Origin of the sequence: Actinoplanes sp. TBRC 11911 (assembly GCF_012933445.1) — a bacterium.
Taxonomy (GTDB): domain Bacteria; phylum Actinomycetota; class Actinomycetes; order Mycobacteriales; family Micromonosporaceae; genus Actinoplanes.
This window is the reverse complement of the sequence record NZ_JABBNC010000002.1, coordinates 1-23688: the sequence shown is the minus strand read 5'-3', so window position 1 is coordinate 23688 and position 23688 is coordinate 1. Positions and strand designations below refer to the sequence as shown.

The 23688-nt window shown below is 68.3% G+C and carries 25 protein-coding genes; 5 read left to right on the top strand and 20 right to left on the bottom strand.

What is annotated here, in order from left to right; genetic code table 11:
• Nucleotides 1-107: 107 nt before the first annotated feature.
• The 16 genes from fliL to HH310_RS03020 all read right to left on the bottom strand — a co-directional run bounded on the left by fliL (nucleotide 108) and on the right by HH310_RS03020 (nucleotide 13065).
• Nucleotides 108-572, bottom strand: a complete 465-nt coding sequence (fliL, locus tag HH310_RS03095) for a flagellar basal body-associated protein FliL (RefSeq protein ID WP_169173853.1) — start codon at nucleotides 570-572, stop codon at nucleotides 108-110.
• 14 nt (nucleotides 573-586) lie between these two features.
• Entirely contained in the window at nucleotides 587-1582 is a 996-nt protein-coding gene (locus HH310_RS03090; RefSeq protein WP_169173852.1) for a flagellar motor protein MotB, read from the bottom strand.
• 3 nt (nucleotides 1583-1585) lie between these two features.
• Nucleotides 1586-2377, bottom strand: coding sequence for a flagellar motor protein (locus HH310_RS03085; RefSeq protein ID WP_169173851.1), 792 nt, complete (start codon nucleotides 2375-2377; stop codon nucleotides 1586-1588).
• Nucleotides 2377-2655: a flagellar FlbD family protein gene (locus HH310_RS03080; protein WP_169173850.1), complete on the bottom strand. Its 279-nt coding sequence runs from the start codon at nucleotides 2653-2655 to the stop codon at nucleotides 2377-2379. Before HH310_RS03080 ends, HH310_RS03085 begins: the two co-directional genes overlap by 1 nt.
• A 203-nt stretch (nucleotides 2656-2858) precedes the next feature.
• Nucleotides 2859-4112, bottom strand: a complete 1254-nt coding sequence (locus HH310_RS03075; protein WP_169173849.1) for a flagellar hook protein FlgE — start codon at nucleotides 4110-4112, stop codon at nucleotides 2859-2861.
• A 31-nt stretch (nucleotides 4113-4143) separates the two neighbouring features.
• Nucleotides 4144-4776 (bottom strand): flagellar hook assembly protein FlgD, encoded by a 633-nt coding sequence (locus tag HH310_RS03070; protein ID WP_169173848.1) that lies wholly within the window; start codon nucleotides 4774-4776, stop codon nucleotides 4144-4146.
• Nucleotides 4777-4898: 122 nt separating this feature from the next.
• The gene (locus HH310_RS03065; RefSeq protein ID WP_169173847.1) at nucleotides 4899-5387 is read right to left on the bottom strand and encodes a hypothetical protein; all 489 of its coding nucleotides are present in this window, start codon (nucleotides 5385-5387) and stop codon (nucleotides 4899-4901) included.
• Nucleotides 5388-5394: 7 nt separating this feature from the next.
• The gene (locus tag HH310_RS03060) at nucleotides 5395-5757 is read right to left on the bottom strand and encodes a response regulator (protein WP_169173846.1); all 363 of its coding nucleotides are present in this window, start codon (nucleotides 5755-5757) and stop codon (nucleotides 5395-5397) included.
• On the bottom strand, nucleotides 5754-6239 hold the full coding sequence (locus tag HH310_RS03055; protein WP_169173845.1) for a chemotaxis protein CheX: 486 nt from the start codon (nucleotides 6237-6239) through the stop codon (nucleotides 5754-5756). Before HH310_RS03055 ends, HH310_RS03060 begins: the two co-directional genes overlap by 4 nt.
• Entirely contained in the window at nucleotides 6236-6622 is a 387-nt protein-coding gene (locus HH310_RS03050) for a response regulator (RefSeq protein WP_169173844.1), read from the bottom strand. Before HH310_RS03050 ends, HH310_RS03055 begins: the two co-directional genes overlap by 4 nt.
• Before the next feature lie 6 nt (nucleotides 6623-6628).
• Complete coding sequence (locus HH310_RS03045) at nucleotides 6629-7474, bottom strand: protein-glutamate O-methyltransferase CheR (RefSeq protein WP_169173843.1); 846 nt, start codon at nucleotides 7472-7474, stop codon at nucleotides 6629-6631.
• Nucleotides 7471-8655: a chemotaxis response regulator protein-glutamate methylesterase gene (locus HH310_RS03040; RefSeq protein ID WP_169173842.1), complete on the bottom strand. Its 1185-nt coding sequence runs from the start codon at nucleotides 8653-8655 to the stop codon at nucleotides 7471-7473. Before HH310_RS03040 ends, HH310_RS03045 begins: the two co-directional genes overlap by 4 nt.
• A 14-nt stretch (nucleotides 8656-8669) precedes the next feature.
• Nucleotides 8670-9542, bottom strand: coding sequence for a hypothetical protein (locus tag HH310_RS03035; protein ID WP_169173841.1), 873 nt, complete (start codon nucleotides 9540-9542; stop codon nucleotides 8670-8672).
• Nucleotides 9542-9979 carry a chemotaxis protein CheW gene (locus HH310_RS03030; RefSeq protein WP_169173840.1) on the bottom strand — a complete coding sequence of 146 codons (438 nt, stop codon included), beginning with the start codon at nucleotides 9977-9979 and terminating at the stop codon, nucleotides 9542-9544. Before HH310_RS03030 ends, HH310_RS03035 begins: the two co-directional genes overlap by 1 nt.
• Before the next feature lies 1 nt (nucleotide 9980).
• Complete coding sequence (locus HH310_RS03025) at nucleotides 9981-12341, bottom strand: chemotaxis protein CheW (RefSeq protein WP_169173839.1); 2361 nt, start codon at nucleotides 12339-12341, stop codon at nucleotides 9981-9983.
• Nucleotides 12342-12366: 25 nt separating this feature from the next.
• Nucleotides 12367-13065, bottom strand: a complete 699-nt coding sequence (locus tag HH310_RS03020; RefSeq protein ID WP_169173838.1) for a response regulator transcription factor — start codon at nucleotides 13063-13065, stop codon at nucleotides 12367-12369.
• Nucleotides 13066-13340: 275 nt separating this feature from the next.
• Here HH310_RS03020 and HH310_RS03015 point away from each other — a divergent pair, with 275 nt between their 5' ends.
• Both HH310_RS03015 and HH310_RS03010 read left to right on the top strand, forming a co-directional pair.
• Nucleotides 13341-13856: a CAP domain-containing protein gene (locus HH310_RS03015; protein WP_312033791.1), complete on the top strand. Its 516-nt coding sequence runs from the start codon at nucleotides 13341-13343 to the stop codon at nucleotides 13854-13856.
• A 79-nt stretch (nucleotides 13857-13935) separates the two neighbouring features.
• Nucleotides 13936-15207 carry a carbohydrate-binding protein gene (locus tag HH310_RS03010; protein WP_211191688.1) on the top strand — a complete coding sequence of 424 codons (1272 nt, stop codon included), beginning with the start codon at nucleotides 13936-13938 and terminating at the stop codon, nucleotides 15205-15207.
• Here HH310_RS03010 and HH310_RS03005 read toward each other — a convergent pair.
• On the bottom strand, nucleotides 15196-16305 hold the full coding sequence (locus tag HH310_RS03005) for a UDP-N-acetylmuramate dehydrogenase (RefSeq protein ID WP_169173837.1): 1110 nt from the start codon (nucleotides 16303-16305) through the stop codon (nucleotides 15196-15198). The two genes, HH310_RS03010 and HH310_RS03005, sit on opposite strands and share 12 nt — an antisense overlap.
• Before the next feature lie 35 nt (nucleotides 16306-16340).
• Between HH310_RS03005 and HH310_RS03000 the strand changes: the two genes are divergently transcribed.
• Entirely contained in the window at nucleotides 16341-17105 is a 765-nt protein-coding gene (locus HH310_RS03000) for a maleylpyruvate isomerase family mycothiol-dependent enzyme (RefSeq protein ID WP_169173836.1), read from the top strand.
• Between the two features lie 94 nt (nucleotides 17106-17199).
• Complete coding sequence (locus tag HH310_RS02995; RefSeq protein ID WP_169173835.1) at nucleotides 17200-18606, top strand: GH1 family beta-glucosidase; 1407 nt, start codon at nucleotides 17200-17202, stop codon at nucleotides 18604-18606.
• Nucleotides 18607-18648: 42 nt separating this feature from the next.
• Here HH310_RS02995 and HH310_RS02990 read toward each other — a convergent pair whose 3' ends face one another.
• Nucleotides 18649-20424, bottom strand: a complete 1776-nt coding sequence (locus tag HH310_RS02990; protein ID WP_169173834.1) for a family 43 glycosylhydrolase — start codon at nucleotides 20422-20424, stop codon at nucleotides 18649-18651.
• 71 nt (nucleotides 20425-20495) lie between these two features.
• On the opposite strand from HH310_RS02990, the gene HH310_RS02985 reads away from it, so the two are divergent.
• Entirely contained in the window at nucleotides 20496-21506 is a 1011-nt protein-coding gene (locus HH310_RS02985) for a LacI family DNA-binding transcriptional regulator (RefSeq protein WP_169174309.1), read from the top strand.
• On the opposite strand, the gene HH310_RS02980 is transcribed toward HH310_RS02985, so the two are convergent.
• Together HH310_RS02980 and HH310_RS02975 are read right to left on the bottom strand one after the other, a co-directional pair.
• A complete protein-coding gene (locus HH310_RS02980) occupies nucleotides 21475-22278 on the bottom strand; it encodes an EI24 domain-containing protein (protein WP_312033790.1) in 804 nt (267 codons plus the stop codon). The genes HH310_RS02985 and HH310_RS02980 overlap by 32 nt on opposite strands.
• Before the next feature lie 840 nt (nucleotides 22279-23118).
• The gene (locus tag HH310_RS02975; RefSeq protein WP_169173832.1) at nucleotides 23119-23529 is read right to left on the bottom strand and encodes a hypothetical protein; all 411 of its coding nucleotides are present in this window, start codon (nucleotides 23527-23529) and stop codon (nucleotides 23119-23121) included.
• Between the last annotated feature and the right edge of the window lie 159 nt (nucleotides 23530-23688).

Here is a 23688-nt window from a genome sequence, read left to right as displayed (position 1 = left end):
CGATTCCGGAACGGCTGAGCCGGAGCGCCGTTTATGTCCGTTTAAATCCGGCGAAAGCACGGACGGGCGGGTCCACCAGTTGGTGAACCCGCCCGTCCGTTTCGGTATTACTGCGTCACGAACTGCGTGTAGTAGATGTCCATGACCTCTTTGGTGCCGTCCACGGTGTAGGCCTTCACGATCTTGTTGAGCAGGTCGGTCTTGACCTCTTCACGGCCCTTCTCGGTGGCGAGCTCGGCGACCTTCATGCCGGTGTACTCGTCGATCGCCAGGTTCACGGCCTCGCTGGGGTCCACGTTCTCGGTGCCGGCGTCGGCGGTCTGCTGGAGCGAGAAGCTCAGCTTGAGGTAGTGACCGTCGGCCAGGTTGACCGTCAGCGCGTCGTCGAGCTTGGTGACCACGCCCTTCTTCGGCGCCGCCTCGGCCTTGGACGAGTCGCCCTTCAGCATGAAGAACGCTCCCCCACCACCGCCGAGGAATACGACAGCGGCGATAACAATGATCATCAGCATCTTCTTGGACTTCTTCGGCGCGCCCTCGGTGGTGGCGGCGGCTTCGGTCTTGTCGCTCATCGCAACTCCTCTCGTCAGTCGTGCTTGGTGGTGGTGGAAGTGGGTTCGGTGGTGCTGTGGGCAGCCTCGGCCTCGGCCGTGGTCTGACCGGTGTGCAACTTCGAGTCGGCGCCCGCCGCGGCCGGCAGCAGTGCTGCCTGGTCGGCCGGGAGCGTGGTCAGGACGACGATGTCCACTCGGCGGTTCATCTGGACCGACCGCGGGTCGGCCGGGTCGATCAACGGCTTGGTGTCGGAGAACCCGACCGCGCTCATCCGGTTCTTGGCGAGGCCGTGTCCGGACAGGTACCGGACGGTGGACGAGGCCCGCGCCGCGGACAGCTCCCAGCCGCTCGGGTAGAACGTGGTCTTGGCCTTCAACTGGTTGGTGTTGCCGTCAACCTCGATGTTGTTCGGCAGCTTCGCCAGGGTCGGTGCGATCGCGTCGAGGATCTTCTCGCCACCGGGCTGGAGATCGGCCCGGTTGCCGGCGAAAACCACCTCGTTGGTCACCACGGTGACCACGAGACCACGCTTGTCGATCGTGAACTTGACCGAGCCGATCATCTTCTCCTTGGCGAGAGCGTCGGAGATCTTGTTCTCGACCTTCTTCATGTCTTCGGCTTCCTTGGCGGCCGCCTGAGCGTCCGCCTGGCCCTTGGCACGACTCTGCGCCACGAGCGCGTTCTGTACCGCCTGGATCTCCTTGGCGGTCATGTCCGAAGTGCCGGCCTTACCGTCCCCCTTGCTGGCACCCGGGTCGATCTGCACGATCTGGGTGTTGGTGCCGGAGCCCTCCAGCACGGCCTGCTTGCCCTGGAACGCGGCGCTCTGCGCACCGAACCCCTCGGACAGACCGTTGGCCAGCTGGGCGAACTTCTTCATGTTGACGTCGGACATCGAGAACAGAACCACGAACAGTACGAACAACAGGGTCAGCATGTCGGCGTACGACACGAGCCAGCGCTCGTGGTTGACGTGCTCCTCGTGCTCCTCATGCTGCTTTTTGCGCTTGCCCCCGCCTGCGCTCATCGGTTATGCCGCCTTCTTAGTGGTAGCGGCCGTCTCGGCCTTCTTGGCCTCGTCCGGCGGGAGGAGGCTGCGGAGCTTCTGAGCAACGAGGCGCGGGTTCGAGCCGGCCTGGATGGCGAGGACACCGTCGACGACCAGTTCCATCTCCTCCGCCTCGACGGCGCTGAGCCGGGTGAGACGGGCGGCGACGGGCAGCCAGATGACGTTGGCGCTGAGCACGCCCCAGAGGGTCGCGACGAACGCGGCGGAGATCGAGTGACCGAGCGTCTCCGGCTTGTTCAGGTTCTCGAGCACGTGCACGAGGCCCATGACCGTGCCGATGATGCCGATGGTCGGGGCGTAGCCGCCCATGTTCTCGAAGAGCTTCGCGCCGGCCTTGTCGGCCTTCTTCTTGGCGGCGATCTCGGCGTGCAGGATGTCGTGCAGCTCATCCGGGTCGGTGCCGTCGATCGCCAGCTGCAGGCCGCGCTTCAGGAACGGGTGCTCGACCGTCTTGACCGCGTCCTCGAGGGCCAGCAGACCCTCGCGGCGGGCCTGCTCGGCCAGCTTCACCACGTCGTCCACCAGCTTGGTGGGCGGCGTGACCTTGGCCAGGAACGCCTTCTTCAGTTGGGTGACGGCTCCGGTCGAGTCCTTCAGCACGCCGCCGGCCATACCGGCCATGAACGCGCCGCCGAACACCAGCAGCATCGAGGGGATCAGGATGATGGAGGCGGGCGAACCGCCTTCGAGGATCTGAACGGTGAAGATGATGACGAGGCCGGCAACTACACCGACGATGGTTGAGATATCCATCAGCTTTCCTTCCGGTGCAGCGGGAGCACCTTGGCGTCGTGGCTGTCGTCCGACAACCGGGCGTTGGAGGTTGGCTCGGCCTCAAGGCGACTCGCTTGCGAGATCAGCGAGGCGCGGTAGTGCCGTACTGAATCGATGAACTCGGGCACGGACTCGGCGATGACGTACTTTGTCCCGTCGACCAGCGTGATGACCGTGTCGGGCGTGCAGTCGGCGCGCTCGATCAGGTCCGGGTTCAGGGCGAACACGGCACCGTTGATGCGGGTTACGAGGATCACTTGCATCCATCCTTGGGTGTCGGTGTGTCCTGGCTGGGTGGGCCGTCCGTGGCCCGCTTACACAAGGTTGTTCGGCGGGGGGTCGGTTGCCGATGAGATCCATCCGGTCGCCTTACGGGTGCAGGCCCCGCCTCATACGAAGACGGCCGGGACGGGCACCCTGCGGTGCCTCGCCCCGGCCGCCGGCCGGTCTGCTGGTACTACTAGCGCTTCATGCTGACGAGCTCCTGGAGCAGTTCGTCGGAGGTCGTGATGATGCGGGAGTTCGCCTGGAAGCCGCGCTGGGCGATGACCAGGTTGGTGAACTCCTGGGCGAGGTCGACGTTCGACATCTCCAGCGCGCCGCTGACCACCGAGCCCATGCCGGCGCTGCCGGGGACGCCCACCTGGGCGTAGCCGGAGTTGACCGAGGCCCGGAAGCCGGAGTCGCCGACCCGTTCCAGGCCGACGGGGTTCTTGAAGGTGGCCATCGCGACCTGACCCAGCACCTCTTTACGCCCGTTGCTGTAGACACCGAGGATCTGGCCGGTGTCCGAGACGCTGTAGGACAGTGAGGTCAGCGCGCCGGCCGCCTGCCCGTCGGTGTCGAACACCCGGGCGTCAGTAAGTCCGGAATATGACGTTATGTCCGCTACATCGACCTTGTAGCCGCCGATGTCCATGATCCCGTCGGGGGCCGACGCGGCGGTGGCCTTGCCGGCGTCGAACGCGAGCTGCCCGGTGGCGCCGGAGATGTCGTTCCCCTTCTCGTCGATCAGCTTGACGTCCCAGGTCGAGCTGGACGGCGTGGCGTTGTCGTTGGCGGTCCGCGCGAACTCGGCCACGACCGTGTGGGTCGCGCCCTGGGCGTCGTACACCTTGACCGGGATCGTGGTCTTGTAGTCGAGGCCGCTGTTCTTGGGCAGGTTCCCGTCCGGGATGTCGTCGCTGCTCAGGTTGCCCTTGAGGGTGATCTTCTCGGTCGCCTTGGGCTCGATCGTGCTGCCCAGCGGCATCCGGATGTCGTCCGGCTTGGCGCTCGCGTTGACGACACCGTCCTTGGCGGTCCACCCCTGCACCGGCTCGCCGCTCGCGCTGACCAGCAGGCCGTTCGCGTCGAAGGTGAACGACCCGGCCCGCGTATACATCATCTCGTTGCCGCTGCGCGTGATGAAGAAGCCGTCGCCCTGGATCATCATGTCGCCGGAGCGCCCGGTGGTCTGCTGCGAGCCCTGGGCGAAGTTGGAGATGATCCCGCTGTTCTTGACACCGAGGCCGACCTGCGCCGGGTTCGTCCCGCCCTGTCCGTTCTGCGGAGCACCGGCGGCACCGAGCATCTGACTCAGCGTGTCCTGAAATTGGACAGTACTGGCCTTATATCCCACGGTGTTGACGTTTGCGATGTTATTTCCGGTTACGTCCATCATCTGCTGGTGGGCGTGCAGGCCGCTGATGCCTGAGTAGAGCGAGCGCAGCATGAGAGGTCCTTCGCGGTGAGAGGAATGCGGATCAGGCGCCGGTGGCCGAGCCACTGGACGTCGGCCCGGCGCCGCCCGAGTTCGCGGCCGGCGGCTTCGCGGCGCCCGGTGCGGCAGCTGGGTTCGCAGCGGCGGCTGCGGCCGCTTGGTTCGCAGCCACCTGCGCGGCCGCCGGGTTCGCAGCGACCTGCGCGGCCGCCGGATTTGCAGCGACCGGTGCGCCGGACCCGGCTGCCTGGATTTCCATGACCTTGGACAGCAGCACGTCCGAGTTCCCGATGCGCAGCATCGGTTCGCTGTCCCCGTTGAGCTTGGCGGCCGAAATGGTCCCGGTCTGCCGCGCTCCCATCTCGTCCATGTATGTGACGTTCTGGCCGACCAGTGACGCGGCCGAGACCATGCGCTGGGATTTGAGCATGTCGGCGATGTCGCCGAGCTTCTCGACCTGAGTGAACTGCGCCGTCTGAGCGAGGAACTGGGTCGAGTCGGCGGGCTTGCTCGGGTCCTGGTATTTGAGCTGAGCGACCAGGAGCTTCAGAAAGGTGTCCTTGTCCCCGAAGTCCTTCGACGCTTCCGCGAGCTTCTTCGCCGGCGCGGCGGCCCCGGCGGCTGCGGCGGCATTGGCGCCGGTCGTTCCGGAGATGCCCGGGGTCGGTGCGGTCATCACACTCTCCTGTCCTTCGGTGCTCTCCTTAAGGTTCGACCAGGTTGCGATTTTGCTTAGTGGCGGAAAAAGCGCGGGCCCGCCCCGAAGAGGGCGGGCCCGCGCCGAACGGACTCGTTGTCTCACGGTGCGAGAGAAAGGCTGAACTTTCCCTTTCCATACCGGTTGATCTCGACCGACAGGTCGGCCCGCCGGCCGAGGGCCATCAGGTGTGCCCGGGCGTCGGTGGGCAGCGGCTCGCCGGGGTAGACCACGTGGTTCAGCTTGACGTGCGGGCCGCCCTCCTTGTTCAGCAGGCTGGTCAGCACGTTGCACAGCTCGAAGACGTTCTCGGCGAGATTCGCGTTGAGCTTCTTCTCGTCGATGCTGTCCTCCGCCGCTCCGGCCGGCAGCAGGCCGAGAGCCGCCCCGGCGTTCGCCGAGAGGATCAGGTCCAGGCCGAGAACGGCGAAGATCTGCTGTGCGGTGTCGGTGAAGATGGCGACCGTCGAAGTGTTCACCTCGTCCGCGGAGAGCGGATCGCCGGGACTGACGGTCACCTCCCGGCCGAGCAGATCCTCGAAGAGGTTGCGTACGGCCAGGGTGCCAGGAAGTACCGATACGTCGGACATGTCTTAATCATCCCAGAATTGGAGCGAAGACCTCATCGAATCGCTCAGCGGAGAAAGGCTTGACGATGAAAAAGAGTGAGCCGGCGGCCTCGGCCGCCTGCATCATCTCCGGGGTGCACTCGGACGTGACGAATCCGAATTTGATGTCGTTACCGGCCGCGCGAAGCTGACGCAGGACCTCGATGCCGGTCATCTCCGGCATGTTCCAGTCGGAGAGCACCAGGTCCGGGTTCTCCGACGTGGTCAGCTCGAAGGCCTCGCGCCCGTTGCTGGCCTCGATCAGCTCGTGGTCGCCGAACCCGGCCTGGCGCAGCGTGCGGACCACGATCTGGCGCATCACCCGGCTGTCATCGGCGATGAGGATCTTCATTCGTCAACCTCCTTGTTGTCGGACCGGCTGTGCCACATGGAGATGGAGACCGGCTCGCCGTCCCAGATGCCGTAGACCCCGCTGATCCGTACGGCGGTCGGGTAGATCGTGGTGTTCTCCGGGGCCAGGACGACCTGGGGCAGCGAGAGGAGGGCGCCCGGCGGCAGCATGGCCTTGACGTTGCCGCCGATGATGTTGGCTAGTTCGCCGAGCACGTCCGACATGTCGTCGACCGAGACCTCGTCCACTTCCATGGCGAGGAAGGCGGCGGCGGCCCGGTTGGCCGCGAGGGTGGACGACGCGTACACGACGTGCCCGGTCCAGGATCCGGTGATGGAGACCGAGGAATGCACCTCGGAGGGCTGATTCTGGTCGTACGTCGGGATCAGCGGGTTGAGGCCCTCCGGATCCAGGTACGACGACCAGACCTGCTCCACCATCTCGGCGAGGTCGTTCTCGTTGACCTCGACTTCGACGCTCATGAGTTCACTCCGGTCGGGACGAGGCCCAGCAGGGCCAGCTTTTCGATCATCGCGCCCTCGGTGAAGGGCTTGATCACGTACTCGTGGGCGCCCGCGGCGAGCGCTCGGACGATCTGGCTCTGTTCGCTCTCGGTGGTGACCATGACCAGCGTCATCTCCCGCAGCCGGGGGTCGGCCCGGACGTGCGTGACGAACTCGAGCCCGTTCATGTTGGGCATGTTCCAGTCGATGAGGGCCAGCTCCGGCACCTCGGACATCTCCTCGAGCCGGTCCAGCGCCTCGCGTCCGTCGCCGGCCTCCACCGCCTCGAAGTTGAGCTTCTCGACGATGCGTTTGAGGATCATGCGCATCGCGCGGGAATCGTCGATCACCATGGCTCGCATCGCGGCCTATCCCCTTCTCGCGGCGCCGGCCGGCACCCCGGTACGGACTCGGTAAGCGGACGTGCGGCCGGCGGCCAGCCGCTCGTAGTTGTCGTCGATGCCGATCGTGGTCTCGGCGGCTCCCAGGAAGAGCCACCCGTCGGGCCGCAGCAGCTTGGCCACGTTCTGCAGCACCGTGCGCTTGGTGGCGACGTCGAAATAGATCAGGACGTTGCGCAGGAAGATCACGTCGAACGGCTGCATCACGGGCAGCGGCGCGGTCAGGTTCATCAGGCGGAACGAGACGTTGCGGCGCAGTGCCGGGGTGATCCGCCAGTGCGCGCCGGCCCGTTCGAAATACTGCACCAGCTGGGCCGCGGGCAGACCACGGTTCACCTCGACCTGGCTGTACTCGGCGGTCTCCGCGCGCTTGACCATCTCGGTGGAGATGTCGGTGCCCATGATGTCGTAGTTCCAGCCCGGCGGGAGCGCCTCCTGCAGGGTGATGGCCAAGCTGTACGCCTCCTGACCGCTGGAGCTGGCCGCCGACCACACCCTCACCTTCCGGGTGGTGGCCCGGGACTTGATCAGTTCGGGCAGGACCACCTCGTTCAGCGCCGTGAACGGCTCGCGATCGCGGAACCACGAGGTCTCGTTGGTGGTCAGCGCGTCGATGATCTTGCGTTGGTGCGCGGGGTTGGGCCGCCGCTGCAGGTCGGCCAGGAACTCCGCGACGCCGGCCGCGCCGACCGAGCGGGCCACCGGGATGAGCCGGGCCTCGACCAGGTACTCCTTGCCCGGGGCCAGGACGATCGAGGCCTCCCGGCGGACCATCTGGGAGACGTAGTTGAACTCGGCTTGCGACAGCGTCATCGGGTCACCGCCGCGGACCGGCCCGACTTCACGCGGCCGACCAGGAAGGCCGCGATCCGGTCAAGGGGCAGCACCTCGTCGGCCAGACCGGCGCCCACGACGGCGCCGGGCATGCCCCAGACCACCGAGGTGGCCTCGTCCTGCGCCAGGATCTCGGCGCCCGCGTCCCTCATCACCTTCGCACCATTCCGTCCGTCCTGTCCCATTCCGGTGAGGATGGTCGCGTGCGCCGACCCACCCCAGAGGCTCGCCACCGACCGGAACATGACGTCCACGGCCGGGCGGCAGGAGTTCTCCGGCGGCGCCCCACTGAGCTGGGTCAGCGTCGCGGTCCCCCGCCGGTGAAAGATCAGATGCTGGTCGCCGGGTGCGATGTACGCCCAACCGGCGGTCAGCTCCATCCCGTCGGCGGCCTCGACGACGTGCAGCGGCGTGCTGCGGTCCAGCCGCTCGGCGAACATCTTGGTGAACACCGGCGGCATGTGCTGGGTGATCACGATCGGCACGCCGAGGTCGGCGGGCACTGCGGTGAGCACCTTGGTGAGGGCGTCCGGCCCGCCGGTGGAGGAGCCGATGGCGAGAATGTCGACCCGCCCGCCGGCGGGCGAGCGCCGGGCTGCCGGGCGGGCCGGTGGCGCCGCGGGCCGTCCGGCGGCCGGCGCGGCCGAACCGGCGCGGGCGGTGGGACCGGCGGGGCTGGTGGGACCGGTGGCACCGGCCGGGCGCACCGGCGCGGCCGGACGGGCGGGCGGGCGCGACACCGGACCGGCCTGGCGCCGCGGACCGCCGAGCGCGTGGATCTTCGGCACCAGCTGTTCCCGGACCGCGGCGATCGACTCCTGGATCGACCCGACGTTGCTGGGCTTCGTGACGTAGTCGGTGGCGCCCGCGGACAGAGCCTCCAAAGTGGCGGACGCGCCGGACGCGGACAGCGTGCTGAACATGATCACGGGGATCTGCTTGTGCCGCTTGCGTAACTCGCGGACCGCCTCGATGCCGTCCATCTGCGGCATCTCGATGTCCATCGTGATCACGTCGGGCTTGAGCTGATCGATCTTGGCCTGGGCCAGCAGACCGTTCGACGCCGTGCCGACGACCTCGATGTTCTCGGCTTGGCCGAGCGCGTCGACGATGAGCCGGCGGACCACCACGGAATCGTCGACCACGAGGACGGAGATCATCGGTAAAACCCCCTTCACCCGAGCCACGCCGGGCCGAGTGCCGCGACCACCGGTGAGAGGAGCCGATGCGCCGTGGCGGTGTCCAGAAGGTCACGCACCACCAGCGCCTGCACCGCACCGCTGAGCATGTTCCACACGCCGCCGGCCCGGACGGGCAGCGGAATCGCGGCCGTGTCCACGGCCTGTACCAACAGCATCTGCGCCGCCGCCGCGGTCCGGACCCGATCCGAGAGATACGCGGCCCACGAGGCGGAATGCACCGCCGGTGACCAGCCGCCGGCGTTGCGGCGTGCGTCGTCGGACGAGGTGACCAGCCGGGCCAGGTCCATCCGCCGTAGCGACCGCAACCGGTCCAGCAGCGCGGAGACCGCGTAGTGGTGCGGCCCGAGGTCGATGGGCGCGCCGACCGGGAGCTTGCGCATGGCCGAGACCCAGCCCGCGCCCAGTTGCCGGCGGGTGTCCGAGTCCAGCACCTCGCGCAGATAGCTGGCCACCGCGGCGTCGCAGAGCAGCGCGGTCGCCGACGCCGCGGTCTCGCTCTGTTCCGCGTCGCGGCCGTCGCCCTGCCAGGTCCACGACATGACGTCGTAGCGCAGGCAGGTGAGCAGCGCGTCGACCGAGCCGATCGGGGCCCGCTCGACCAGCGCCAGGTTGCCGGACGGATCGTCCTGCGAGACGCCCTTGAGCGAGGGCATCTTGCGGGCGGCGCTCTCCACCTCGACCCAGAGCGGCCCGCGGACACCCTCGTCCGGCAGCCGCTCGGCCAGCACCGGCAGGTCCGCGGTCTGCAGTCGCAGGGCTCGCAGGAACACCTCGGCGGTGGCCGACCCACCGGACAGGCGGGTCAGGTCGAAGCCGAGCACCGGCGCGCTGACGAGGCTGTACATCAGGTGGTGGCGCGGTACGTGTCGACGGCCTGGTTGACGTCGAGCGCCAGCATCAGCCGGCCGTCCAGCTTGAAGGTGCCGACCACCAGTTCCCGGGTCGGGCCGCTGAGCGTGTCCGGCGGCGGCTCGAACGTGTCGTCGTCCAGGTCGACCACCTCGCCGATCTTGTCGACCAGCAGGCTGACCGGCTCACCGTTGCCGCGCAGGATCACGTTCATCACCGGACCCTGCAGTGCCTGCCGGGCCAGTCCGAGCTGGACCCGCAGGTCGACCGCGGCGATCACCTGGCCGCGCAGGTTGAACAGGCCACCGACGGCGGGCGGCGCGAGCGGCACCGGGGTGTACTCGTTGTACGAGAGCACCTCCTGCACCGTGTGCACCTCGACTCCGAAGAGTTGATCGGCCACCTCGAACGTGGCGAACTGCCGGCTCGCCATCTCAGGCCTCCACCAATATCTCGTCGCTCTCCAGGTCGCTGTAGAAGTTCGGGTCGGCGGCGAGGATGGCGCGGCGCACGTCCAGCAGCTCGGTCACCCGTTGCTGGATCACGGCGGTGCCGACCAGGCCGTCCTCCTCGGCGTCGCGGCGCGCGGTCGTCGAGTTCTCGGCGATGTCGACGATCCGGTCGACCACCAGCGCCACGCTGCGCCCGCCCTCGCTGTAGACCACCACCGAGACGGTGTCTCCCTCAGGCTCTTCCCCGTACGCGCCGAGCAGGTGCGACAACCGCACCAACGGCAGGATCTGGCCGCGGTACTGCACCACCTCGCGGGACCCGGCGTGCTCGATGCGGTCGCGCGGGAACTCCTCGAGCCGGGTGACGGTGTCCAGCGGGATCGCGACCCGGCGCTCGCCGACCGCGGTGACCAGCAGCCGCTCGCCGCTGCCACCGCCCGCGGACGCCCGCAGCGAGGCCTCCATGTTCTGCCGCTCGGCGTCGGCCGCCAGGTGACTACGACGGGCGAGCGAGGACACGTCCAGGATCAGGCCGACCTTTCCGTCGCCCAGGATGGTGGCACCCGCGTACAGGCCGATGTCCTTGAATCTGCTGTTGAGGGCCTTGACGACGACCTCTTCGGTGTTCAGGACGCGATCCACGATCAGGCCGAAGCGGCGCCCGTCGGCCTGCAGCACCATGATGTAGACGCCCTGGTCGGCGCCGGTGTCGAGGCCGAGTGCGCGGTCGAGGCGTACGAGGGGAAGCAGTTTGCCTCGCAGCCGATAGACGGGCGCTCCGGAGGCGTACTCGATCTTGGTGGACTGGCCGTCGATGAAGACCAGTTCGAGCACCGCGACCTGCGGAACCACGTAGCGCTGGTCGCCGCAGTCGACGGTGAGCGCCTGGATGATCGCGAGGGTCAGCGGGATGGTGAGCCGCCAGACCGTGCCCTCGCCGGGGGTCGAGTCGACGCTGACCGCGCCGCCGATGTTCTCGATGTTGGTCTTGACGACGTCCATGCCGACGCCGCGGCCGGAGACGTTGGTGACCTTGGCGGCGGTAGAGAAGCCGGGCGCGAAGACCATCGCCATGATGTCGCGCTTGTCCATGTTGGGGATCTGCTCGGGGCGTAGCAGGCCGTTCTCGACCGCCTTCTGCGCGATGCGGTCCACGTTCAGGCCCGCGCCGTCGTCGGCGACCTCGACCGCGACGTGCCCGCCCTCGTGGTACGCGCGCAGGGTCAGCGTGCCCTCGGCCGACTTGCCGCTCGCGATCCGGGTCTCCGGCTCCTCGATGCCGTGGTCGACCGCGTTGCGCACCAGGTGGGTCAGCGGGTCCTTGACCGCTTCCAGCAGGCTGCGGTCGAGCTCGGTGTCCTTGCCCTCCATCACGAGCTGGACCTGTTTGCTCAGCGAGTTGCTCAGGTCCCGGACGACTCGGGGCAGCTTCGACCAGATGTGCTCGATGGGCTGCATCCGGGTCTTCATGATGCCCTCTTGCAGCTCACTAGTGATCATGCCGAGCCGCTGGGCGCTGCGGACCAGCGTCGCGTCGCCGATCTCCATCACGCCGCGGACCAGCTGGTTGCGGGCCAGCACCAGTTCGCCGACCAGGTTCATCAGGGCGTCGAGCAGATCAACGTCGACCCGGATCGCGCTGTCCGCGATGCTGCGCTTGGGCGTCTGCTGCTGCAACGCCTCGTTCACCGCGGCCGGCTGGGCCTTGCCCTCCTCCAGCAGGATCGTGCCGAGTTTGCGCTCGTCGCCCTCGATCTGTTGCTGCAGCGCGGATCCGACGTCGGAGGGCTGGGCCGCCCCCGCCTCGACGAGCATCTCGCCGATCGGCCGGCGCTGGTTCTCGACCGGTTCGGGCGCCGGGCGGACCGGCGTCGTCTCCTCCAGCGAGACCGGCTGCTCGGCCGGGGCTTCCGCCACTTCGGTGGGCTCGGCCACCGCTTCCGCCGGTGCCGCCTCGCCGACGTTCATCTGCGCGTGCACCTGGGCGATGACGCTCTCCACGTCGACGTCGCCCTCGTTGCCGGTCTCCTCGATGGTGGTCAGCAGCGCCCGTACGCCGTCGATGGTCGCCAGCAGCACCGTGATCGTCTGCGGGGTGACCGGCATGACCCCGTCGCGCAGTTTGGACAGCAGCGACTCGCCCGCGTGCGCGAGCGTCTCCAACCTGCTGAACGCGAGGAAGCCGCTGGTGCCCTTGATGGTGTGAATGGCCCGGAAGATTCGCGAGATCAGGTCGCGGGAATCGGTTTCCTGCTCCAGGGAGACCAGGTCGCGGTCGATCTGATCCAGGTTCTCGTGGCTCTCCATGAGGAATTCGCCAACGATCTCACCAAGGTCTTCCACGCTTACCTCCTGCTTGAACCGAGGTTCAGGCCTCTCCGCCCGGACGGCGGTAGCGGTAGCCGAAGCCGCGGACGGATTCGATGGGCGACTCGTCGGGGTCGGACCAGCCGAGCTTGCGGCGCAGGCGCAGCACCGCGAACTTCACGCGCTCCTGCCCGATGCCGGTCGGGTCGTCCCAGGCCTGGGTCAGCAGCTGGTTCGGGCTGAGCACCGTGCCGGCGTGCCGGACCAGCGCGTTGAGCAGCCGGAACTCGGTCGGCGTGAGGCGCTTCTCGTCGCCCTTGACGTAGACCCGGCGCTTGGTCGGGTCGAGGTGCACCAGGCCGTCGTCGTACACCTGGCTGGCCCAGCTGTTCTGGCCGCTGGACGAGCGCCGCAGCAGAGCCTCGACCCGGGCCAGGAGCTCGTTGTTGGCGAACGGCTTGGTCAGGTAGTCGTCGGCACCGCCGCGCAGGCCGCGTACCTTCTCCGCCTCCTGGCCGTGCGCGGTCAGCACCAGCACCGGCACGTCCGAGACGTCGCGCAGCCGCTCCAGCACCTGCCATCCGTCCATCTCCGGCAGGCCGACGTCGAGCACCACCAGGTCGGGGTGTTCGGCGTACGCCTCCTTGAGACCGGTGCGGCCGTCGCCGGCCTGCGCCACCTCGTATCCGGCGCGGCTGAACAGCAGGCGCAGGGCAAGAGCGATGTCCGGATCGTCCTCGACGACGAGAAGGCGACTCATGCTTTGCTCACCTTTCGGTCGCGGGGCAACGGAATCAACCGCGCAAAGCCACGATAGCGTGATGTCACGGTCTATTTACGGACAGTGACATTTTAGCGGTCTATTTGCCCCGCCTCGCGGGAAAAAACGAAAGCCCGGCGACCGGCCATCCCCCAAGATTGACATTTCCGCTGACGCTATTGTCCGGTTTTTGGCAAAAAAGGGACGTACGCCCGAGAAAGGGATGCGATATCCGAGGGAGGCCGTTCGGCTCTCCGTCGGACTCCGGAGGCATCGTGCTCGATCAAGTGGTACTGCGTATCGCCTTGCTCACGGCCGCTCCCGTGCTGATGGTCATGACCACGCCGGCGAACGCCGAGGTGCATGTCCCACCACTCCCGCCGAACGCCGCCGACACCGCGGTCCCGCCCGGCCGCCTCATGTCCGAGGTCGTCACCCGCACCAATCAGCAGCGTGACCGCAATGGTTGCGGCCAGCTCGCCGTCGACCGGGAACTCACCGAAGCGTCCGTACGGCAGAGCCTGTACATGGCCCGAACCGGGTTCTTCAGCCACGTGTGGCGCGACGGCACGACGTTCGTGGCCCGGTCGCGCGCCGCCGGCTACCGGCAGCCGTCCGGCGAGAACATCGCCTGGGGGTACGAGACCGCGGACGAGGTGATCGAGGCGTGGATGGCCAGCCCGAGCCACCGCGCGAACATCCTGAACTGCGACGCCCGCTCGATCGGGACCGGCGTCGTCTACGGCTACAACGGCATCCCGTACTACACCGAGGTCTTCGGCTACCAGTGATCTATTGACATTCTTCACTGGGGACACTATTAGTTAGCCTAACTAATAGAACCTTCCGTCCCCCAGGAAGAAGGTCATCATGCGTCGATCCCTCGCCGCGCTGGCGACGACCGCGATGGTCGCCACCGGCGTGGCCGGTCTGCTGTCCCTGACCCCGCAGGCACAGGCCGCGACCACCTCCCGCATCCCCGCTCACGTGTTCGCGCCGTACTTCGAGGCGTACAACGGCGACAGCCTGTCCGGGCTGTCCGCGCAGTCCGGCGACAAGTTCCTCACCCTCGCCTTCGTCCAGACGCCCAGCCGCGGCTCCTGCACCGTCTACTTCAACGGCGACACCTCGATGCCGATCTCGTCCGGCACCTTCGGCTCGGACATCGCCACCATGCGCAACATGGGCGGCGACGTCATCCCCTCGTTCGGCGGGTTCGCCGCGGACAACCAGGGCACCGAGATCGCCGACAGCTGCACCAACGTCGACTCGATCGCGGCCCAGTTCGAGAAGGTCGTCACCACCTACGACGTGACCCGCATCGACCTGGACATCGAAGACAACTCGCTGAGCAACACGGCCGGCATCGACCGGCGCAACAAGGCGATCAAGAAGGTGGAGGACTGGGCCGCCGCCAACGGACGGCTGGTCCAGTTCAGCTACACGCTGCCGACCACGACCGGCGGGCTGGCGCCGGACGGCTTGGCGGTACTGCAGAACGCGGTCGCCAACAACGCCCGGATCGACATCGTCAACATGATGACCTTCGACTACTACGACAACGCCTCACACAACATGGCCACCGACACCCAGACCTCGGCGAACGGGCTGATCAACCAGCTCCGCTCGCTGTACCCGGGCCGGAGCACCGCGCAGCTGTGGTCGATGGTCGGCATCATCGAGATGGTCGGCATCGACGACTTCGGCCCGGCCGAGACGTTCACCGTGGCGAATGCCACGACGGTCACCAACTGGGCGAAGACGCAGGGCATCGCATCGCTGTCGTTCTGGGCGCTGCAGCGGGACAACGGCGGATGCCCCGGCACCGGCGGGTTGGACAACTGCTCCGGCGTATCGCAGTCGACCTGGCAGTTCAGCAAGATCATGCAGTCGTTCACGTCCGGGTCGACCAGCACGCCGCCGACCACCCCGCCGACCACGCCACCGACGACCAAGCCCACCTCACCGCCGACGACGCCACCGACCACGGCACCCGGCACCACCACCTGGGCGCCCAACACCCCGTACGTGATCGGGCAGGTCGTCACGTACAACGGCAAGCGCTATCAGTGCCGGCAGTCCCACACGTCACTGCCGGGCTGGGAGCCGCCGAACGCGCTGGCGCTGTGGCTACCGGTCTAGCGAACAGTTGATCAGGACCGGTTCGGGGTGCAGCTCGATCCCGAACCGGTCGCGCACCCCGGCCCGGATCGTGCGGGCCAGGTCGAGCAGGGCGGCGGTGGTGCCGGCGCCACGATTGGTCAGGGAGAGAGTGTGCTTGCCGGAGATCGCGACCCCGCGCCCCTCGCCGAACCCCTTCGCGAAGCCCGCGCGCTCGATCAGCCAGGCCGCCGGGATCTTCACGTCGCCGTCGCCGGCCGGCCAGTGCGGGGCGTCCAGGCCGAGCCGGTCCCATTCACCCTGCGACACCACCGGGTTGGTGAAGAACGAGCCCACCGACCAGGTGTCCTTGTCGTCCGGGTCGAGCACCATGCCCTTGCCGGCGCGCAGCTTGAGCACCGTGTCGCGGGCCTGGCGCAGCGGCACCCGCTCGCCCGTCTCGACGCCGAGCGTGCGGGCCAGTTCGGCGTACCGGATGGGGGCCGAGTCGGTCGAACGCGCGAGCCGGAAATCGACCTCGAGCACGACATAGCGGTCGTTGTTCTTAAAAATGCTGTTTCGGTACGCGAAGGCGCAATCGGTCGGCGGCATGACCCTGATCGAGTCGTGCTCCCGGTCGTAAACCTGCACGGCGACGACGGTGTGCGCGACCTCTTGGCCGTACGCGCCGACGTTCTGAATCGGGGTGGCGCCCGCCGAACCGGGGACACCGGACAGGCACTCCACACCCGAGAAACCGTTCGTCACGGCGTACTCGACGAAATTGTCCCAATCCTCGCCCGCGGCAACCCGGACGACCACGCTGTCGGCATGCGTCTCGACCACCCTGATGCCGCGGGTGCGGATCAGCACGACCGAGCCGGGGAAACCGGCATCACCGATCACCACGTTGCTGCCGCCGGCAAGCACCAGGACCGGCTGGTCGGCGGCCGTCCCGTTACGCACCGTAGTCACCAGTTGGTCGGTTTCGGTGGCCACGGTCAGCGTGCCCGAGGGCCCGCCGAGGCGTAGCGTCGTGTACGCCGACAGCGGACCGTCACTCGACGGAGGGGTGTCAGGTTGCGTTGCGGCACTAACGTCAGGCACGGCCTCAACCCTAGGCTGAGAGTTATGGGTCATCTCATCGGCGGTCCGGTGGAGCGGAGAAGAGCGCGATGAACAGGCTGCATGCCACGAAGGACTTCTGGATGGCCGCCCTGCGGGCGGACAGCCCGGCGCTGCAGGACGCGGTGCGCGAGGCCGGCCCGGACGCCGCGGTGCCGTCGTGCCCGGACTGGACGGTCAACGACCTGGTGCGACACCTCACGTTCGAGCTCAACTGGGTGCGTCAGAGCGTGCCGCGCGGGGTCACCACCCGCCCGGCCGACACGGATTTCGCGGCGCCACCCGAGGTGGAGTGGGCCGAGGCGCTGGACGGGCTGCGGCGCGAGCTCACCGGCACGATCGAGACGCTGGAGGCGCTGGAGGCCGACTTCCCGGCGTGGAACTGGGCACCGCAGCGCAAGACTGCCGGTTTCTGGCACCGCCGGATGGCGCACGAGATCTCGGTGCACCGGTGGGACGCCGAGGCCGCGGCCGGTCACGCCACCGCGATCGAGACCAAGCTGGCCACCGACGGGGTGAACGAGGTGCTCGACTCGTGGCTCCCGGCCGGCAAGCGCAAGGGTCCGACCGATCTGCGCGGCGTGGTGCACCTGTCGGCCACCGACGCGGGGTACGAGTGGTTCGTCCGGTTACGCGGCGAGGGCGTGGCTCTGCTCGATATCGGGACGATTCTGGACACCGACGACCATCACCCGCGGGCCGAGGCGTCCGGCACGGCCAGCGACCTGCTCCTCGGCCTGATGGGCCGGCAGCGTGCGGATCGCCTGGTGGTGACCGGTGACCCGCGCCTGATCGAGGCGTTGCGTACGGGCTGACCTCGCTTAAATTCGTCTTACCGAGGGATCCGAGGGTTGCGATCGACCCTATGATTAACCGGTTAAGTCGAACCACGCAGGAAGCGGGGAACGCATGACGGCAACCGTTACCTCCACGTCGGCGCAGCCGGCTCTCGCCTCGATCAAGTTCCCCGACGGCTTTGTCTGGGGCACGGCGACCGCGGCGTATCAGATCGAGGGCGCCGCGCGGGAGGACGGCCGGGGACCGTCCATCTGGGACACCTTCAGCCGTACGCCCGGGAAGGTCTTCGCCGGGCACACCGGCGACGTGGCGTGCGACCACTACCACCGGTACGCCGACGACGTGGCCCTGATGGCCGGTCTCGGTCTGCAGTCGTACCGGTATTCGATCGCCTGGCCGCGGATCCAGCCGGACGGCACCGGCCCGGTCAACGCGCGCGGGCTGGACTTCTACGACCGGCTCACCGACGAGCTGCTGGCCAAGGGCATCGACCCGGTGGTCACGCTCTACCACTGGGACCTGCCGCAGACGCTCGAGGACCGCGGCGGCTGGGCGAACCGGGAGACCGCGCTGGCCTTCGCCGAGTACGCCCAGATTGTGCACCAGCGGCTCGGTGACCGGGTCGGCACGTTCACCACGCTGAACGAGCCGTGGTGCTCGGCGTATCTCGGCTACGGCAGCGGGCGGCACGCGCCGGGCAAGCAGGACCCGGCTCTTGCTTTTGCGGCGGTGCACCACCTGCTGCTCGGGCACGGTCTCGCGGCCCGGGAGCTGCGTTCGGCGGGCGCCCGCAACGTCAGCATCACGTTGAACCCGTCGGTCGTCTTCCCGGTCGACCCGGACAGCGCGGCCGATCAGGCGGCGGTGCGGCTGCTCGACGGGCTGTCCAACCGGATCTTCCTGGACCCGCTGTTCAAGGGCAAGTACCCGGTGGACATTCTGCAGCACATGAGCCAGTTCACCGACTTGTCGTACATTCAGGACGGTGACCTGGCGACCATCAACGCGCCGCTGGACGTGCTGGGCATCAACTTCTACCAGCCCTCGTACGTCTCGGCGAAGCCCGGCTCGCCCGGCATGCTCGACCAGCCCGGCAGCTACGGCATCGCGACCCGCCCGCCGACCGGCCCGGTCACCGACATGAACTGGATCATCGAACCGGCCGGCCTGACCCACCTGCTGCAGCGGATCCACCGCGAGTACCCCGGCACCGCCATGATGATCACGGAGAACGGCGCCGCGTACCCGGAGGGACCGTCCGCGGACGGCGCGGTGCACGACAGCCGGCGTATCGAGTACCTCGACGGTCACCTGCGCGCCTGCCACGACGCGCTGGCCGCGGGCGTCGACCTGCGCGGTTACTTCGTGTGGTCGCTGATGGACAACTTCGAGTGGGCCGAAGGGTACGCGAAGCGCTTCGGGATCGTGCACGTCGACTACACGACCCAGAAGCGGGTGCTCAAGGACAGCGCGAAGTGGTACCGGGACGTCATCAAGCGCAACGGCATCGGGAGCTGACCCGGTGACGCGGGAGACGGGTGACCCCGTCTCCCGCGTCGATCACGGCGTCACGAGGCGGACGTCCAGGACCTGGCCGGTCCGGCTGATCAGCCCGTCGTCGATGCGCCACTGACCGGGCAGCGCGCGGCCGCTCCGGCTCACGACCCGGTAGTAGCCGTCCGCCACGTGCTCGAAACGCCACCGCTGGCAGGCGGTCGGACGGGGGTTGCGGAAGTCGACGTCGCGGCCGCACGCGTCCAGCGCCCGCTGGCCGGTCGCGTCGGTCAGCAGCACGTCGCCGACCGGCTGGAGACGGAACTGCTGGCACGCGGCGCCGGTCGCGGTCAGCGTCTGGACCGGCGCGCCTGTTCCGGCACAGCCGGCGCCGGCGAGTACCCGTCCGTTGAGGCGGCTTTCGATCGTCAACCAGCCGTTCTCGGCCTCGGTAAATCGGAACATCTGGCAGTTGTTGTTCAGCCAGCCCCACTGCGCCGCCCGGGCGCCGTCCGCGTTGACGCACGCGGCCACCTCGGCGACCTTGTTGCTGAACCGGTTGTTCAGGCTCACCCAGCCGTCGCCGCGGTCGTCCGCGCGCCACTGGGCGCAGGTGCTCGCCGACGGTGCGGCCAGGGTGATGTCGGCGCCCTCGTAGCCGCAGGACGGGTTCGCCAGCACGCTGCCGTCGACCCGGCTGACCAGGGTCATCCACGCGGGGCCGTGGCCGGCTTCGCGGCTGCCGGACAGCGGATCGCCGAGCGACGGCCAGCCGGCCCGCCACGAGATCGGGCGCACCGAGAGCTTGGGCAGCCCGTTGTCGTCGCGGTCGTAGTAGTGGTGCACGTAGCGGTCGCCGAAGACGTCGCCGCCGCCCGGACCGCGGAACTCGTTGTAGCCGCGCAGCACCTCGGTGCCGCCGCCGGCCAGCATCGGGACGCCCGCGCTGTCCACGTACGGGCCGGTCACGGTCGTGGAGCGGCCGACCACGACCCGATAGTCGCTGTCCACGCCGCGGCAGCAATAGTCCAGGCTGACGAACAGGTAGTAGTAGTTGCCGTGCCGCACGATCGACGGGCCCTCGATGGACGCGCCGCCCCGGGAGGCCAGCGAATACAACGTGGTGTCCTTCGTGAACAGTAGACCGCTGTGCGGATCGAGCCGGCGCATCTTGATGCCGTCCCAGAACGAGCCAAACGACATCCAGAACGCGCCGTCCTTGTCCCGGAAGATGTCCGGGTCGATGGCGTTGAAGTTGTCCGTCATGCTCGACCGGAAGACCATTCCGTGGTCCACCCAGCGGTAGGACGGACTTGCCGGGTCGAGGGTCACGTTGGTCGCCAGGCCGATCACCGAGTTGTTGGTGCCGAACGACGAGGCCGCGTAATAAAGGTGATAGCTGCCGGCGAAATAGTTGATGTCCGGAGCCCAGAAATCGCCCGGTGTGATGCCTAGTTGGTCGACGATCCAGGCGGGGGCGACGGTGAACACGGGGCCGAGCTCGGTCCAGTGCACGAGGTCGGTGGAGCGTTTCATCGGCAGGTAGGTGCGGGTGGCGATGTCGCCGGTGATGAAGCTGTAGTAATAGCGGCCTTGTTTGATGACGGTCGGGTCGTGGGCGATCGGATCGGCCGGCTTGGTCGCGGCGGGCGTGATTGTCTTTGTCGCGGCGGCCGGCTTTGTTGCGGCGGGCGTGATTGTCTTTGTCGCGGCGGCCAGCTTTGTTGCGGCGGGCGTCTTTGTTGCGGCCGGCGCGGCCGTGGCGGGCGCGGCGAGCGGGACGCTTAGGGACGCGATGATCAGCGGAAGGACGGGTAAGGCGCGGCGCACCATGGTCCACATAGAACGGATGGTCGTCGATGTTTTGCCGGTAGGCAAGCCTCGACGCCCCATCGCCCGCCTGCCATGATGCCCTGATGACGCGGGATCGCCCGACGCTCGAGGCGGTGGCCCGGCGCGCCGGCGTGTCCCGGGCGACGGTCTCCCGCGTGGTCAACGGTTCCACCTCGGTCGCCGCCGGGATCCGCGAGGCGGTCCACCGGGCCGTCGACGAGCTGGGCTACGTGCCGAACCAGGCCGCCCGCAGCCTGGTCACGCAACGGACCGAGTCGGTCGCGCTGATCGTGCCGGAGACGGCGAACCGGGTGTTCTCCGACGACCTGTTCTTCCCGGCGATCATCCGCGGGGTCGGGGCCGAGCTGGAGGCCGCCGACAAGCAGTTGGTGCTGATGATGACCGGCTCCGCCAAAAGCCACGACCGGGTCGAGCGGTACGCCGCCGCGGGTCACGTGGATGGCGTCATGTTCGCCTCGGTGCACGGCTCGGATCCGTTACCCGGCGCGCTGGTCCGGCTCGGCGTCCCGGTGGTGTGCAGCGGCCGCCCGATCGGCGGGACCACGGTGCCCTATGTGGACGTCGACCACTTCGGCGGGGTCGCGCACGCCGTACGCCATTTGGTCGCCCTCGGCCGCCGCCGGATCGCCACCATCGCCGGACCACAGGACATGGTGGCCGGCATCGATCGGCTGGCCGGGTACCGCTCGACGTTGGCGAACGCCGGCCTGGCCGAGCACGTGGCGATCGGTGACTTCACCCGCGAGTCCGGGATCGCCGCGATGAAGTCGCTGCTGGCCGGCGATCCCGCACTGGACGCGGTGTTCGCGGCGTCCGACATGATGGCGCACGGCGCGTTGCTGGCGTTACGCGACGCCGGCCGCCGCGTGCCGGACGACGTGGCCGTGATCGGATTCGACGACTTCGAGATCAGCCGGTACAGCGAGCCGCCGCTGACCACCGTGCGCCAGCCGATCGTCGACGCCGGCCGCACGCTGGCCCGGCAGGTGCTCGGCCTGATCGACGGGTCCGGCGAGCTGAGCGACGCGGTGATCCTGCCTACCGAGTTAGTGGTTCGCGAATCTGCGTGATCGGCTGGCCCAGCACCTGACGGGACAGCAGCGTCGCCCCGGCGATCGCGGCCGGCATCAGCAGGATCGCGCCGAGCGGGATCAGGAACGCGCAGAACACCGCGACCCCGAAGCCGAGCGCCTGCGCCCGATGCTTGGCCAGCACCGCGCGGCGCTGCCGGAGGCGTTGCCCGCGGCGCTGGAACGGGACGCCGGTCAGCTCGACCGCAAGCAGCCACCCGCCCACCGCACCGCCGATCACCGGCACCACGGTCTGGCCCACCACCGGCAGGAACCCGGCGACGAACAACGGGATGCCGATCAGCGCGGACAGCACGATGAGCCGGATCGAGTCGCCGAGCCCGCGCAGCAGCGACCGCCAGAAGCCGACCTCGACCTCGCCGGGGACGCCGCCGTACCGGTCCTCGACCAGCTCGGAGATCCGCTCGTAGAACGGGTCTCCGATGAGGAGGGTGACGGCGGTGAAGGTGAGGATGCCGAGCAGCACGGCGACCCCGAGGATCCCGGCCCCGGCCAGGATCTGCACGAGATCACGCAGCCCCTCGGCCCAGCCGTCGGCGAACCAGGTGACGCTACGCGACAGGTCGGCGATGAAGTCGATGAGGAAGACGAGGCCGGTCAGGTAGAGGACGCCCGAGATCACGGCGGGGATGAGACCAAGCACGAGCAGCTTCGGCCTGGCGAAGACGAGCGCCAGGCCGCGGGGCAGCAGACTCGCCCCGAGCAGGAACCTCTTCGGGGCGGTCAGGAGTTCTTTGGTGTCCGGCTCCACGACCCGGCAGCTTAGGCGGTGTCCGCACGCGGCCGCCCGGGCGCCCGGGCGCCCGGGCCAGGCGCATCGGGCGCCGAGCCGAGCCAGAGCCATCGGGCGCCGAGCCGAGCCAGACGAGTAAGTTCTAAGCCGCGTCAGTGGCCGGAGGCGATCAGCGATCTAATCGCCGTCCGTCCGCCAGTTTCCACCACCCGTCTCGCATATCCGACATTTCCTGAGATCTGTCGGACCGGCTGGGCCACTGGACAGGCGGGATCGGCGCGCGGCCGGGCGTCGCTTCCATTCCGTGAGACGGGAGACCGCCTGCTGAGACCCGCGCCCACATCATGGACCCACCGTCCGCGATGCGAGACTCGCGTCCATTGTAGAGAGTATCTTTGTCATGTAACGAGGCTTTCGTCCGGCAGATTGTTCCGGCCGAATGTGAACCTTGGAGTGTTATGGCTCGTATGAGTCTTCTGCAGGTTTGCTCATCGCGTCTCGTCAAGTCCCCCGAAAGTGGGGTCACAATCATGGCGATCGACGCCTAAGTCGCAAATAGGGCGGCTGGGATCTACCGATCGGGCGACTTGCGAACACATGCGATGCCGCCCGAGGAGAAGACTCGTATGTGGGCGCAACTCTCCAAGGTTCACAAAAAATCCACGATGTGACCGCGGTGTCCACATAGCGGGACGCCCCGCCACGAACTCCACAGCGCCTCAGCTCTGGCACCACCGCACCACCGGAGCTACACCGTGACCCGATCACTCAACGCCTACCACCACGGTTAGGACCTACTCGTCTAGGGCATCGCCCGCCCGGGCCGAGCTGGGGACATCGCCTCGCTGCTCACGTTGATCAGGGCTGGGCGGAGGGCTCCTCGCTGGTGCTCGGCGACGCCGAGGGCGGGGCTGGCGGGCTTGGCTCGCTGGTGACCTCGGTCGGGGTCGGCACCGGTGGTGCCGTCAGCTCGGGCAGTGGGGTGCCCTCGGTCGAGCCGGTCGGCGCGGGGCCGGCCGACGGCGTGACGCTGGGGGCGGCGCTGACCGCGGCGAGGCTGGGCAGCGGCGCGCCGGACGCCACCGGCGACGGCTTACGGTCCGGCCGCGCCCGGTAGGGCACGTCGGTGATCGGCTCGTCGGGGCCGGTGCGCTCGGGCGCGGCCCCGATGCCGCCGGCGCCGCTGGGGAGGCTCGCCGCGCTGGGCCGCTTCGCGGGGCCGGCGAGGGTCCAGCCGGCGGCGACCGCGATCGGCAGCCCGAACGCCACGAGTCCGAAAAAAATGGATTTGGGGGATAACCGCACGTCTGGTCAACCGGGTCAGCCCGGCCCGAGGTTACGGCCAGCCCAAGAGAGCGAGGTCACGACCGGTTCAAAAAGGAGGACGCGGCGTCTCCAGGTGGCCGACAGCAGCCGAGGTCACGGCGT

Coding starts and splice junctions, on each gene's coding strand:
- fliL (WP_169173853.1), bottom strand. CDS start 572: ATGAGCGACAAGACCGAAGCCGCCGCCACCACCGAGGGCGCGCCGAAG.
- HH310_RS03090 (WP_169173852.1), bottom strand. CDS start 1,582: ATGAGCGCAGGCGGGGGCAAGCGCAAAAAGCAGCATGAGGAGCACGAG.
- HH310_RS03085 (WP_169173851.1), bottom strand. CDS start 2,377: ATGGATATCTCAACCATCGTCGGTGTAGTTGCCGGCCTCGTCATCATC.
- HH310_RS03075 (WP_169173849.1), bottom strand. CDS start 4,112: ATGCTGCGCTCGCTCTACTCAGGCATCAGCGGCCTGCACGCCCACCAG.
- HH310_RS03070 (WP_169173848.1), bottom strand. CDS start 4,776: ATGACCGCACCGACCCCGGGCATCTCCGGAACGACCGGCGCCAATGCC.
- HH310_RS03065 (WP_169173847.1), bottom strand. CDS start 5,387: ATGTCCGACGTATCGGTACTTCCTGGCACCCTGGCCGTACGCAACCTC.
- HH310_RS03060 (WP_169173846.1), bottom strand. CDS start 5,757: ATGAAGATCCTCATCGCCGATGACAGCCGGGTGATGCGCCAGATCGTG.
- HH310_RS03055 (WP_169173845.1), bottom strand. CDS start 6,239: ATGAGCGTCGAAGTCGAGGTCAACGAGAACGACCTCGCCGAGATGGTG.
- HH310_RS03050 (WP_169173844.1), bottom strand. CDS start 6,622: ATGCGAGCCATGGTGATCGACGATTCCCGCGCGATGCGCATGATCCTC.
- HH310_RS03045 (WP_169173843.1), bottom strand. CDS start 7,474: ATGACGCTGTCGCAAGCCGAGTTCAACTACGTCTCCCAGATGGTCCGC.
- HH310_RS03040 (WP_169173842.1), bottom strand. CDS start 8,655: ATGATCTCCGTCCTCGTGGTCGACGATTCCGTGGTGGTCCGCCGGCTC.
- HH310_RS03035 (WP_169173841.1), bottom strand. CDS start 9,542: ATGTACAGCCTCGTCAGCGCGCCGGTGCTCGGCTTCGACCTGACCCGC.
- HH310_RS03030 (WP_169173840.1), bottom strand. CDS start 9,979: ATGGCGAGCCGGCAGTTCGCCACGTTCGAGGTGGCCGATCAACTCTTC.
- HH310_RS03020 (WP_169173838.1), bottom strand. CDS start 13,065: ATGAGTCGCCTTCTCGTCGTCGAGGACGATCCGGACATCGCTCTTGCC.
- HH310_RS03010 (WP_211191688.1), top strand. CDS start 13,936: ATGCGTCGATCCCTCGCCGCGCTGGCGACGACCGCGATGGTCGCCACC.
- HH310_RS03005 (WP_169173837.1), bottom strand. CDS start 16,305: ATGACCCATAACTCTCAGCCTAGGGTTGAGGCCGTGCCTGACGTTAGT.
- HH310_RS03000 (WP_169173836.1), top strand. CDS start 16,341: ATGAACAGGCTGCATGCCACGAAGGACTTCTGGATGGCCGCCCTGCGG.
- HH310_RS02995 (WP_169173835.1), top strand. CDS start 17,200: ATGACGGCAACCGTTACCTCCACGTCGGCGCAGCCGGCTCTCGCCTCG.
- HH310_RS02990 (WP_169173834.1), bottom strand. CDS start 20,424: ATGTGGACCATGGTGCGCCGCGCCTTACCCGTCCTTCCGCTGATCATC.